Consider the following 12963-nt stretch of genomic DNA (forward strand, 5'->3'; position numbering starts at 1 on the left):
AGGAAATCCCTGTGAAAAAAATTACCCGAATTGGCATTGGCGGTCCGGTGGGTTCAGGCAAGACGGCCGTTATTGAAGTGATCACACCTATCTTGATCCAGCGCGGAATAAAACCTCTGATTATCACCAATGATATTGTTACCACGGAGGATGCTAAACAGGTTAAACGTACTTTGAAGGGCATTTTAGATGAAGAAAAGATACTTGGTGTGGAAACCGGTGCTTGCCCTCATACCGCGGTGCGCGAAGATCCCAGTATGAATATTGCTGCGGTAGAGGAGATGGAAGCGCGTTTTCCTGACAGCGACGTTGTGTTAATTGAAAGTGGTGGTGATAACCTGACACTCACTTTTAGTCCGGCTTTGGCAGATTTTTATATTTATGTGATTGATGTCGCTGAAGGGGAGAAAATCCCGCGCAAGAACGGACCGGGTTTGGTACAGGCTGATATTCTGGTGATCAACAAAATTGATTTAGCGCCTTATGTTGGCGCCAGCTTGGCGGTGATGGAGCATGACACTCAAGTTGTACGTGGTCAGCGCCCTTATATCCTTACCAATTGCAAAACCGGAGAGGGTGTTGAAACGTTGGTAAATATGATCATGCGTGATTTCCTGTTTACCCATTCATTACAGGCGACGCAATGACTTCCACCAGCTCACCGCAAAATATCGGAGAAGCATGTCAACGGGCGAATAATCTTGGTGTCAACGCGCCGGAACTTGCACGATTTCAGGATGAACCACCTCAGATGGCAAGCGGTGATGTTGGTAAAAGTGGCTATCTGCGGTTGGGATTTGCTCGGCGTGGCGATCGTAGTATTTTGGCGCAAATGAAACGCCGGGTGCCTTATTTAGTGCAGCGGGCGCTGTATTGGGATGAGGCATTACCGCAGATGCCGTGTGTATTTATGATCTCCACGTCGGGATGTATCTTGCAAGGGGATAGATTGGCGCTGGACATTCATGTCGCTCCAGAGGCGTTTGGTCATGTCACCACCCAATCGGCGACTAAGATTCATTCGATGGAGAATAACTACGCGGCGCAAGTGCAAACTATCCAGGTAGAGCAGGGAGGCTATCTGGAAATGATGCCCGATCCGGTTATACCTCACAGTGGCTCTCGGTTTATTACCGACACTCAGATAACCATTCATCCGACCGCCACATTGATTTATTCTGAAATTATTATGTCCGGTCGCAAATACCACCCGGCTGATCAGGGGTTTAAATTTGATGTTTATTCATCACGTATTACGGCAACTGATTTTGATGGCAAGGTATTGTTTACAGAGCGTTATGTACTGGAGCCTAAAAAACAACCGTTGAACAGCGTAGGGGTGATGGGGCCGTTCCATGTGTTCGGAAACGTGATCTTGCTGACACCTCAGGTTCACCATGATCGTATTCTGGCGCGCCTGACTCCTCAGTACGATGCTGAAACGGGTATAGCGAGTGGCGCCAGTCGTTTACCTAATCAGTGTGGTCTAATCTTTAAGGTATTGGGAAAAGAAACTTATCAAGTTAAAGCGGGTATTCGTCTTTTTTGGCGTATAGCTCGTGAGGAGATCCTTGGTGTTACGCTACCTGAGCCGTTTATCTGGCGATAAAACCTGGGATGAAAATCTGTTTCGGGTTTTATCGCCAAATGGATAAGTATCATGCTATTACTATCACTCTTTAGCGGCTTTAACTGGGCATTCAAAACCATCAGGTTTTATCGCCAAAAGGTCACATTTAAGCTGGTCGATCACATGCTCTGCGGTATTTCCCAGAAAAGCGGCGGATAGCCCAGTTCTGCCAAGGATACCAAAAACAATAATACCCGCGTTCATCTCATCACACATTTTGGGAATAACACTCTCCGGTAATCCTTCATGGATATGAGTATATTTTTCATCAATGCAGAATTTTTGGCGCAATTCTTTCATGGCAATAAGATGCTGGCCACGTAGAGCATGGTTATAAACACTTGGGTCGAAATCGGGTAATTCAATGGCGATATTCAGTGGTGCGACAGGATAAGCGCTGACCAAATGAATTTCTGGGTTTTTCATGACTTGATTCGACAGCTCCTGAGTTTCCTTAACCAGTTTCAGGTTCAGCTCATGATGATATGACTCTTCATTAGACAAATTGACCGCGACTACAACGGAGCCTTGGTCTGGCCATATTTGATCTTTTACCATCCATACTGGACATGGGCATTTGCGGAGTAACTGCCAGTCAAGTGGGGTAACAATCAAGGAGCCTAGCTTGTCATGTTTATGCGTCATTTTCAGAAGTAAATCGTGATTACCTGTAATGACTTCTTGGATAATCGCTTCATAAGGTCGATTATGCCATACCACTTTTATTTCAATATCAATACCGGCTTCCAGATAGTAGTACGCTTGTTGTTTAAGCCAGGCAGTGCGTTGGCTGGTAACCCCTTTACGCATAGCACTAGCTTCTTCTGGGGAGAGTAAGGTGGTCATTTCATAAGAAAGGTCATAAATGGGCAAGAAAGCTTTAATCCGGCCGCCGTTGCGTTGCACTATATAAACTGCGCGTCTTAATGCCGGTTGATCGTCCTGACTTGGGTCAATTACAACTAAAAGGTTTTGATAGTTTGCCATAATGGTATCCTCACAGAGGCTAGACAAAACACGCTTCAATACTCACGTTTCAATACTAAAGATAAACCAATATAAGCAAACCGAACAGGTCAGAGGAGAACCAGATCAACAAAATAAGATGATCTGGTTTTAAGATCAGGTAATTGAAACAGATTTTTTTCCGACTAATTCAGACAACTTATCCATGTCTTCAATCGTGATGTATTTACCTTTTACACCGAGAGTATTGTTTTTCTGGAAACGCCCAAGCAGACGACTAATAGTTTCAACAGTTAAACCGAGGTAATTACCAATATCACTGCGGGTCATGGTTAAACGGAATTCTCTTGGTGAGAAACCACGCTGAGCGAAACGACGAGAGAGATTATAAATGAATGCAGCTAGCCGTTCTTCGGCATTTTTCTTAGACAACAGCAATATCATCTCTTGGTCGCCCTTAATTTCCCCACTCATTAGGCGCATCATCTGCTGGCGAAGATTAGGCATTTTTCCAGACAGGTCATCCAATGTTTCAAACGGAATTTCACAGACCATTGATGTTTCCAGAGCCTGAGCAAAACTTGGATGCTTAGTGTTAAGAATAGCGTCAAAACCGACTAAATCCCCTGCGAGGTGGAAACCTGTAATTTGCTCATCACCTTCTTCGGTGATAGTGTAGCTTTTAATTGTGCCAGAACGGATAGCATAAAGAGATTTCAACTCATCGCCTGCTTTAAATAATGTTTGCCCTTTCTGGATAGGTTTCTTACGCTCAATGATATTATCAAGCTGGTCAAGCTCGTGCTCATTCAGGGTAAAAGGAATGCATAGCTGGTTAATGCTGCAATCCTGGCAGTGGATCGCACAACCACCAGACTGGATTCGACGAATAACACGTTTTTCCTGGATCATATGGCATGCTCATTTGAAATATTCATATCCTTCAACTTTAGCATTTCTTGATGATTCTGGTAAGAGCTATAATGGTTTTCTGCAATTTATTTAGGAAAATGTATTACTTGTTTATCCTATCCATAAGAAATTATTGCATAGTATGAAGTTGATGTTCACTTATTGCCATTGCAAGACTAAGGGATGGTGATTTTTTCATTAATATTTATGATATTGTCGATAATATTACTGATAAATGACAGAACATTAAAAGTTCCTTTTCCTGCTCAACCAGCACAGCTACAGCAACCTGATTATTATATTTTCAAGATATCAATTGCAGTGTGAATTGATGTTGCTGACTAAGTAGATTTACCAGTCCTTCGATGGAAAAACCAATATCGACAATAGATAGTAATTCGTCTTTAGTTAGCCAGTGGCAAATTGTCATGTCATAGGATCCCTTTATTAATTGCAATAATTAGTTAAGGGTATAATTGATTCGTTCACCAGAGTGGACCACTCGGTTATTACCCCTCCTATCATGCGAAGTATTGTTAAAACGTAACTTAGTGCGATAAGAATTAACCTTATAGCATCAATTGGAATAATGAGGGCAGAGAATACGTATTTTCATCCTAGCTCCTTGAAGCCGAATATTATGTTTGCGACTTCGTTGCCGGAAAATTTATTCATCTACTTGAATCGAGTCGGTGTTCATATATCTATTTAGATACATCATGCGGTACCTGTTAGTAACTATTTCATAATGAAATTATTTCAATAAAAAATTAGACAATATTGGTACTTACTCTTACTCCCATAAAGATATTAATCTTATTTTTCAAATGGTTGAATATTTATAACTTATGTTATTAATAATTTATTGAAATACTTGTTAGGATAATTTATTGTTTCATCAATGAAATGTTTATTTTCGTTAGCATTGATTGTTAAGAGGTTATAAGCACCTCAGTACTTATATTCTGTTGCTACTAGTAAAGAGTTGTTTGTTATAGAGAGCAGAGATGCGTTTTATTTCAGAAACAGGAGAGGCAAGGTGAGTGAACAAAATCAAACTGTAACTTTACCTGATAAAAGAGATATAGGGTTACTGACCGAAGAAGGACTTTGGGATAACTGGCTGGATATAGATGCGGTGAAAAAACTGGTTAACCACCCGTTACTTATCGCAATGAATGAAGAACGAATCACTTTGTCCGGAATGCGTTATTTCTTGATTCAACATCATCATTATTCACGTAACTTTACTCGCTTTTTGTGTGCTCTGATCAGCCATATTGATAACTTCAATGATATTCATCATCTGATGGAAAATTTACGTGAAGAGATGGGGGTAAATGGAGAGGGAAAAGTCACTCACGCTGAGTTGTTTCAGCGTTCACTGATGGAAACAGGCGCACAGGTTAGCTCTGTCCCTGCACTTGAAGAAACCTCTCATCTTGCTTCGTGTGTCCTGAATTATTGCCGCTCAGGGGAAATTGCTGATGGTTTAGCTGCACTTTGCTTGGGGGCCGAAGCAATTGTTCCAATGATCTACAAGCCCGTATTACATGCTCTTACGCATTTGGGGGTTGCTGAACGGGGATTAGAATTTTTCAAATTACATATTGAAGAGGACGAAGATCATGCCATTACCATGGTGCATATTCTTCACAATATTACAGAAAATAACGAACAGTTATCGAAGCGAATAAGGGCGGTTGGTAAAAATACGATATTGCTGCGTTGTAGAATGTTTGATGCTGTGTATGAAAATATAAAAAACGAGATACTTTTCACTGTAGACGCGTGCAGGACTTTTGAAAAGTACGAATCAAATGTGCGTAGCTACTGCCGTAATTATCCGGCCATATTCACTACGGCAAGCAATGCCCTAGTGGCTGACAAGCAGGGTAAATCATGGATTGATTTTTTATCAGGAGCTGGATCATTAAATTACGGCCACAACAACCCTCGCTTAAAATCTCATCTTATTGAATATATTGAAAAAGATGGCATAACGCATTCTCTGGATTTATATACCAGTGCAAAACGGGCATTTATTGAAAGCTTTAATCAGCAGATACTGAAACCACGGGGCTTGCAGTATCGTTTTCAGTTTACCGGGCCGACAGGAACCAATGCAGTTGAAGCTGCAATGAAAATCGCACGCAAAGTTACAGGGCGCAGCGATATTGTTGCGTTTACCAATGCGTTTCACGGAATGTCTCTGGGGGCCCTTGCAGCCACAGCCAGAGAGAAAAAACGAAATGCTGCTGGTGTTTCCCTAAACAATATAGTACGCCTTCCTTTCGAAAATTTCCTTAGTCAGAATGACACGTCATTGGACGTTTTGGAGAAAATGCTAGTTTCTCCGGGCTCCGGTATTGACTTGCCAGCAGCAATTATTCTTGAAACTATTCAAGCAGAGGGGGGCGTCAATGTAGCGAGCGTAGAATGGTTACGGGGTGTAGCAGAAATCGCAGCTGCAAACAATATACTGCTTATTGTTGATGATATTCAGGCTGGTTGTGGTCGTACAGGAACTTTCTTCAGCTTCGAAGATGCTGGGATAAAACCGGATATCATCTGTCTTGCAAAGTCTGTTTCAGGATATGGACTCCCCATGTCTCTTGTTCTAATGAAACCGGAACTGGATATATGGCAACCTGGAGAACATAACGGAACTTTCCGTGGTAATAACCTTGCATTTATTGGTGCCACATATGCTCTTGATTACTGGTATGATCCACATTTCTTGCGGAGTCTTAAAGACAAATCGGAAATTGTGCATAAATATCTGCTGGGTCTGCATCAACGATACCCCCAATTGATCAGAACAATCCGGGGAAAAGGAATGTTGTGGGGCTTAGAACTCTTTTCTTCGCAGGCAGCAGAAAATGTCAGAAACCAAGCCACTGAGTTAGGACTCATTATAGAAACATGTGGTCCGCTGGGACAGGTCATCAAATTACTTCCCCCGTTGACTATCGAAATCAATGTCCTTGAGCATGGATTATTATTACTTGAAAAATCTCTAAAACAAGTTTCCGTTCAGTTAGGTATGGAGAATAAAATAAACACTTCATCATTAACACCTCATGACACTCTGTTTTATCAAGACGAAATCTTGATTGAAAAAAAACTACTTAGCCTTGACGAAAATGAAAAATCCTCTTTATTAGAAGCGCAGAAAAGCCTAAGCCAAAAACTCATTGATGGAGGACTAAATTTTGAGGGAAAAAACTATCCGGTTTCAATTCGTCCTCTTCTTTTGTCTGATAACCTAGTTCGGCAACTTGCCAGCATCGGTGAACGTTTTACAGAAATATTTGAAAAATTTGCTCATGCATGGGTGGAAAATGTCTTGATACGTGAATATTTTCCGACTTATAAGAAAAGCGAACATTATTTATTTAATTTGCCAAATCATACTCCTTTGACCAGAATTTTCCGCCTGGATGGTCTTTTCAGTGAAGATGGAACTTATCAGATCTTGGAAACTAATACCGATTGCCCCGGGGGAGTGATCCAAAATGGGATTGCAGGTGCATTGTGGTCAGAGGTGTCAAACCCTTTACTGAACGGTATTGAAGCCAGTGCCGATTTTCAGCCCTTTGTCCAAAATCCGGATTTATTTCTTGAGACATTACTGGAAACTCATCGCGAACGTACCGGAGAGCCAGCCAGAAGAGCAGCCATTGTCACTTATAAAGGCCGGTTCAAAAATGAGGTAACCTGGATGGTAAATGGTTTCAATCGTCTGGGGGTTCCTACCGAGGAAATTGATGCGTCTCTGTTACGTCGACATAACAACAAGGTAATAGATCCGCAGGGTCGTGTTATTGATGTGGCCTATAACAAACTCGATTTGCGCGACTTGATCGATGAACCCGAAGTTAAAGAATACCTTACTGCAACATCTCATGGAGAAGTCACTTTCATCAATCCTCTCATCTGCCAATGGCCGCTCGCAGATAAAGCTATAATGGCTGTCCTAAGTGATCCGCAAATGCTCTTTTTCCTGCCCGAAGAGGAAAAGGCTTTTTGTCTTAAACATATTCCCTGGACACGCATCCTCCGCGCATGCCAAACGACATCCCCTCAGGGAAGGCAAATCGATCTAGTTGACTGGGCAATTCAAGAACGAGGGACTCTTGTGCTCAAACCTTCTAATGCAACAAGAGGAGAAGGTCTGTTGGTTGGTCCGTTTACCACCGCTCAGGAATGGGAAGCGGCCTTACGTCTTGCAGCGCAAAGCGACGAAACATGGGTCATTCAACGATACATTCGCGGGCGTGTGATTTCCGCAGTTCATCCTGATATCGGCGTTACAGATTTAATGTGGTCAGGTGTGGATACCTATGTATATGGTGGCCGGTTTGCAGGTTTTCAGGCACGTGCCAGTTTTGATCCGGTCATGAATGTAGGGCTCCGGGGAATTCTTTTGCCGGTAGTAAAAATTAAAGAGGCATAACTATGGCGAATTCCATTTCACTTAACAATCCACGGCTTCAGCCAACGGTTGTTGCTGTTCCGATTAGCAATAATGTCATTGCAATACATTCCGGTACCCGTCAGGGTGAAGCAAGCAAAATAATTCCAGATCCCGATGGCTGGAAAATAGTTGCGCTTAACCACATGCAAGGAAAATTGAACAGCAATGGTCTCCTTAAAGTACTGAAGCAAAACGGTCATGACGTTGAAGAGTCGGCGTTAACAAAATTGATCGAGGAACTTCAGTCTCACAACCTCGTTCATGATGAGAAATATTTCGATTATCAGGTTCTCGGTGCCGATCAAAGAGAGCGTTACTCCCGAAATCTCAATGGATTTGCTGCGTTAAGTGACAATGGCATTTCACCCGCTGAGTATCAGCAGAAACTTTTCAAAGGGCATGTGCTACTGTTGGGATGTGGTGGGCTTGGAAGCTGCACGGCAACAGCGCTGGCAATGACTGGCTGCGGTACCATCACTGTCGTTGATTTCGATGATATTGAACTTAGTAACCTCAACAGGCAGCTTTATACCGTTGATGACATAGGGATGCGGAAAGTCGAAGGGTTAAAATCTCGTCTTAATAAGATCAATCCGGACGTCACGGTAAATACAGTATTCAAGCGTATAACCGGTTCAGATGTTGTTAAGGAATTAATTTCTCAATTCAAACCCGATATCGTCGTAGCTGCAATTGACCGACCGGTTATCGCTGCTGACCGCTGGATCAGTGACGCCTGTTTTGCCATGGGAATTCCGGGTGTTTTCAACAGTGTTTCTGCCGGAATGGGTATGTTCTGGACAAAATTCCCTGACCAGAGCGGTTGTTTCCGCTGCGACGAAAAGTGGTCACGGACTCAGGATCCTGACCATTACTCCATGCGCGCTTGGCGAGAAGAACATGATTTAATCCCTGAGACTTCGGCTTTCAGTTATTCGGCAATGATTGTCGGAGGGATGATGTCTGCGGATATCATCAGGAAACTTGTTGGATGGCCAATGATTTCAGCAGGGAAACTGGTAACTATCTCATTCACAACTCTACAAACGAATGTGGCGGATAAACCGCAACATCCAGATTGTGAACTTTGTGCATATTGAGGACACCAACATGAACGAATCATATCAGATTATTGATGACGATCCGGCAGTATGGTGCTCAGCGCAGTTGGAAAGCAAGAAAGACGTGCTATTGCCTGTTTCAGATGAACAAATCGAAGCATTCAGGCATCACTTATCCGCTATAGAAGATAGACCCAGCGAAGCGTTCAGTGCGTCAGATTTTAGCTTTGAGGAAATAACTATCTTACAGGAGAGCATTCATCAGCGTTTGACTGAAGGACGCGGGGTTGTGGTAGTGTCAGGTATTCCGCGAGAAATGTTTACTGATTCAACCCTGAGTCATCTATTCTGGGGAATTGGAACAGGTCTTGGACGTCCAGTCGTACAAAACTCACAGGGTCACAGGATAGGTCATGTAAGGAATGAGAAAAATAATCCGAATAATCGAGGCTATATGTCTAATCGGGAGCTTGGATTTCATTCGGATGCCTTTGAAATTGTTGGGCTTATGTGCTTGAGGGAGGCTGCTTCAGGGGGATTGACTCAAATCGTAAGTGGCCTGGCTATCTACAATCAAATGTTAAGGGAAAAACCAGAACTACTTGACGCCCTTTTTGAAGGATATCATTACGCTACAGCTGAACGCTCTTCGAGTAAACTTCCCTACACGTCATACAAAATTCCGATTTTCTCAAAAATGTCAGGCAGGGTGAGCTCTATGTGTCTCGGTGCTTATATGCGAGCAGCAGCAAAACTTCAGGGACTAGCTCTCCCTGACGCACTTGATGCTGGACTCCACGCATTTTATGAAATATGTAGCCGCCCAGAGTTCAGACTCGAATTTATGCTTGAGCCTGGCGAAATCCTTTTTCTCAACAACTATACCACACTGCATTCCCGCACGGAGTTTCAGGATGATGCACTCAACCAGCGCCATTTATTAAGGCTCTGGATCGAATTATCCGATGGCAGACCTGTGGTGCCCGCACTAACAGCTCGCGGTCGTGATTATGAGCAGTTATTTCTGGAAACGCGTTTGGCGAGTACGGCAACTTAATATAACCAACCGGGACGATATATCGGCCCGGCCAATCAGGATCAATGCATGAATCGAGATATTCTGGACTCCGGGCACTCCATCAAAAGTTCCGATCAGGGTGATGTTGAAAGCCGAGGAAAAATTAGTCAGTTACTTGATATATGGAATGTGGAACAAACCAATATTTCTGACAACCAGCCGCTGGATTTCTATGTCCATGACCAGCAAGGTGAAGTCGTTGGTGGTTTGGTGGGTCGTACCTCTCTGGGTGTGCTTTTCATTAGTTATTTCTTTCTTCCGGAAGAACTGCGTCGGCAGGGACTGGGAAGTACATTGCTGAAACGGGCCGAAAAAAAAGCAACTCTACGTGGATGTCATACGGCGGTGCTGTTTACCATGGAGATTCAGGCGCCTGACTTTTATCTGAAGCATGGTTACAGCATTTTTGGTGAGGTGCCCTCTTTACCGGATGGAAATGCCCGTATTTTTATGCAGAAAAGGCTTTGAGCAACGACCAGCGTTAGTCAGAAGGATAGAAATTTATGTCGAGTATTACTATTGCTTCATTTGGGGATGTGCTCATTAATCGTGAAGATCCCGCTTCTGCTTTCAGTCACATGACGTCTTTAGTTGAGAATGCCGATATCGTTATCGGTAACTATGAAGGTGTATTGACTGACAAACCTGATCCAATTCCCGGACGGCGAGGGATGACGATATCATCAGTAAAAAACGCCAAAGGAGTGGCATTGTTCGATGTGCTTTCCCTTGCGAATAATCATGCCATGGATTCTGGATTGCAGGGTCTGACTGACACCTTGAAAGCATTACATTCTGTAGGAGTGCAAACCACCGGGGCCGGTCTGACATTTCAGCAAGCTTGGAAACCTGCTTTAATTGAATGTAGAGGGGTCAGGGTGGCTGTTTTCGGCGTAACGGGCATTTACTATGCCGGAACTGAAGCCGGTAGTTTTCAGGGAGGAGTTGCAGCGTTACGTTCAAGAGATTATTACAGTCCTCCTTTTTTCGGCGCAGTGGTTCCCGGAGCGTTACCCGATATTATGACTGTCATCAATGAAGATGATTGGTCGCATTTTTCATGCTTAGTTAGCAATATCCGTAGCCAAGCTGATTTTATTATTGCAGCGATGCACTGGGGCGATCATACTCGTAAAGACATTATTACAAGATACGAAAAGGAAATATCAAAACGATTATCACAATGTGGTGTGAACCTAGTGATAGGTCATCATCATCATTCCTTGCGAGGTGTTGAATGGCACAAAAACATGCTGACATGTTTTGGACTGGGAAACCTCATTTTCGATCAACCTCTCTCATGCTCAATAAATGAATGGTCGAAAACCGGTTTTCAGTTGCCTGATCATGCACGATATACCGCAGCCATTCTGACAAGATGTTCACTGAACGAAATTTTATCTGCTCATCTGCTCCCACTTTATATTGAAGCGGATACCCCTGTCCCTGTTTCCCATGGAAGCGATGAATGGCATGCTTTTTTACGCATTATGAGACGTTGTGCTCGGCAGGACATGGCTGTCAATCATCTTATTGATAACGGTACTCGATGGGGCGATTTCACCGTACTGGATATTATCAAACCCATTTCTGACGTTATGTGAGGTAAAGCATGGCAATACTATGCCTCGGAAGAAGCATCAAGATTAACTTTGCAGAATGGTTGGAGGAATGCCGTGATGACCTGTGGCTTATCAGTTCTGCACCACAATTTCCTCTTCAGCACCGTTACCGGTACGTCCGGCAGATCGACAGTCTTGATGACGGTGAAGGTGTTTTATCTATCGCCACAGAATTAGGACGTCACACCTCATTCAGCCAGATTCTGCCTCATTCGGAATTTGATCTTATCCGAGCTGCACAACTTCGGGAATATTATGGCCTCCCAGGTCAGAACGTTGAAAGTGCCTTGGCGTATCGAGATAAGGTTTTAATGAAAGATTACCTTCAACGTGCAGGCATTGAAGTGGCTCCGTTTAGACGACTTGGCAGTTGGCTAGATATTCTAACTTTCAGTGAAGAGCATAATTTCCCGGTTGTGATAAAACCGGTGGATGGATGCAGCTCGAAATACGTTAAGGTATGTCGGAGTCTCAGAGAAGTATCCGATTTTTTCCGCGACAAAACCGTTGATGGCTGGATGGTAGAAAAGTTTATCTCTGGAAATATGTATCATGTTAACGGTGTAATTAATGAAACAGGAGATTCATTTTTTGCCCCCTGCGCTTATATCAATAATGCTCTTGATTACCAGCATGCAGGTATATTTGGCAGCCGTACTATTGATCCTGCTACCCCCTTGGCAGAGCGACTGAACAGTATTACCTATCGAACTATATCAGCGTTGCCTGCTGCGCCTACTCTTGGATTTCATGCCGAAATATTCCACACCGCCGATGACCGATTAATTTTATGCGAGATTGCGGCCCGTACTGCGGGTTCACTTACGGGGGAGTTAATAGAACACACTTGGGGGATAAATATACATAAAGCTTGGATACAGAGTTGTGCAGGTATTAATGATGTACTGAAAGTCCGGACTGAACCAAGAGAATTCGCAGCATCAATTCGCGTTCCTGTTCGTCCGGCATATCTGATTTCTTTGCCAGATTCAGTTCCTTATGACTGGATATCCACACTCTGCTTATCAGGGAGAGTCGGGCAAACTTATCAACAGGCAACAACTTATACCGATGACGTTGTTAGCGCCATAATTACCGGCAATAGTGATGTACAACTTACTGAACGAATTGAACATTTTGCCGACTGGATTGATGATTTAGTCAGGTGGCAAAACTGATGAAATTCCTTTTAACCCTGTGTTTTGAGAGAAGAC

11 protein-coding genes are annotated in these 12963 nt (G+C 43.3%); 8 read left to right on the forward strand and 3 right to left on the reverse strand.

The window, feature by feature from the left end; all coding sequences use genetic code 11:
• The first annotated feature begins 11 nt into the window (after window positions 1–11).
• Both ureG and EAE92_RS08885 read left to right on the forward strand, forming a co-directional pair.
• On the forward strand, window positions 12–647 hold the full coding sequence (ureG, locus tag EAE92_RS08880; protein ID WP_011146430.1) for an urease accessory protein UreG: 636 nt from the start codon (window positions 12–14) through the stop codon (window positions 645–647).
• Window positions 644–1609 (forward strand): urease accessory protein UreD, encoded by a 966-nt coding sequence (locus EAE92_RS08885; protein WP_214067817.1) that lies wholly within the window; start codon window positions 644–646, stop codon window positions 1607–1609. Before ureG ends, EAE92_RS08885 begins: the two co-directional genes overlap by 4 nt.
• Before the next feature lie 63 nt (window positions 1610–1672).
• On the opposite strand, the gene uspE is transcribed toward EAE92_RS08885, so the two are convergent.
• From uspE to EAE92_RS24990, 3 genes are all read right to left on the reverse strand, one after another.
• Window positions 1673–2617, reverse strand: a complete 945-nt coding sequence (gene uspE / locus EAE92_RS08890; RefSeq protein WP_105395415.1) for a universal stress protein UspE — start codon at window positions 2615–2617, stop codon at window positions 1673–1675.
• A 135-nt stretch (window positions 2618–2752) separates the two neighbouring features.
• On the reverse strand, window positions 2753–3508 hold the full coding sequence (gene fnr, locus EAE92_RS08895; protein ID WP_036775662.1) for a fumarate/nitrate reduction transcriptional regulator Fnr: 756 nt from the start codon (window positions 3506–3508) through the stop codon (window positions 2753–2755).
• 304 nt (window positions 3509–3812) lie between these two features.
• Window positions 3813–3938: a hypothetical protein gene (locus EAE92_RS24990; protein WP_281422764.1), complete on the reverse strand. Its 126-nt coding sequence runs from the start codon at window positions 3936–3938 to the stop codon at window positions 3813–3815.
• Between the two features lie 609 nt (window positions 3939–4547).
• Here EAE92_RS24990 and ectB point away from each other — a divergent pair.
• From ectB to EAE92_RS08925, 6 genes are read left to right on the forward strand one after another with little or no spacing between them, the layout of a single operon-like run.
• The gene (gene ectB, locus EAE92_RS08900) at window positions 4548–7967 is read left to right on the forward strand and encodes a diaminobutyrate--2-oxoglutarate transaminase (RefSeq protein ID WP_214067818.1); all 3420 of its coding nucleotides are present in this window, start codon (window positions 4548–4550) and stop codon (window positions 7965–7967) included.
• Window positions 7968–7969: 2 nt separating this feature from the next.
• Complete coding sequence (locus EAE92_RS08905; RefSeq protein ID WP_214067819.1) at window positions 7970–9088, forward strand: ThiF family adenylyltransferase; 1119 nt, start codon at window positions 7970–7972, stop codon at window positions 9086–9088.
• A 10-nt stretch (window positions 9089–9098) separates the two neighbouring features.
• The gene (locus EAE92_RS08910; RefSeq protein WP_214067820.1) at window positions 9099–10106 is read left to right on the forward strand and encodes a TauD/TfdA family dioxygenase; all 1008 of its coding nucleotides are present in this window, start codon (window positions 9099–9101) and stop codon (window positions 10104–10106) included.
• Between the two features lie 48 nt (window positions 10107–10154).
• Complete coding sequence (locus EAE92_RS08915) at window positions 10155–10595, forward strand: GNAT family N-acetyltransferase (protein ID WP_214067821.1); 441 nt, start codon at window positions 10155–10157, stop codon at window positions 10593–10595.
• Window positions 10596–10630: 35 nt separating this feature from the next.
• Window positions 10631–11731 (forward strand): CapA family protein, encoded by a 1101-nt coding sequence (locus EAE92_RS08920; protein WP_214067822.1) that lies wholly within the window; start codon window positions 10631–10633, stop codon window positions 11729–11731.
• 8 nt (window positions 11732–11739) lie between these two features.
• Window positions 11740–12927: an ATP-grasp domain-containing protein gene (locus tag EAE92_RS08925; protein ID WP_214067823.1), complete on the forward strand. Its 1188-nt coding sequence runs from the start codon at window positions 11740–11742 to the stop codon at window positions 12925–12927.
• Window positions 12928–12963: the final 36 nt, after the last annotated feature.

Origin of the sequence: Photorhabdus hainanensis (assembly GCF_018448965.1) — a bacterium.
Classification (GTDB): Bacteria; Pseudomonadota; Gammaproteobacteria; order Enterobacterales; family Enterobacteriaceae; genus Photorhabdus; species Photorhabdus akhurstii.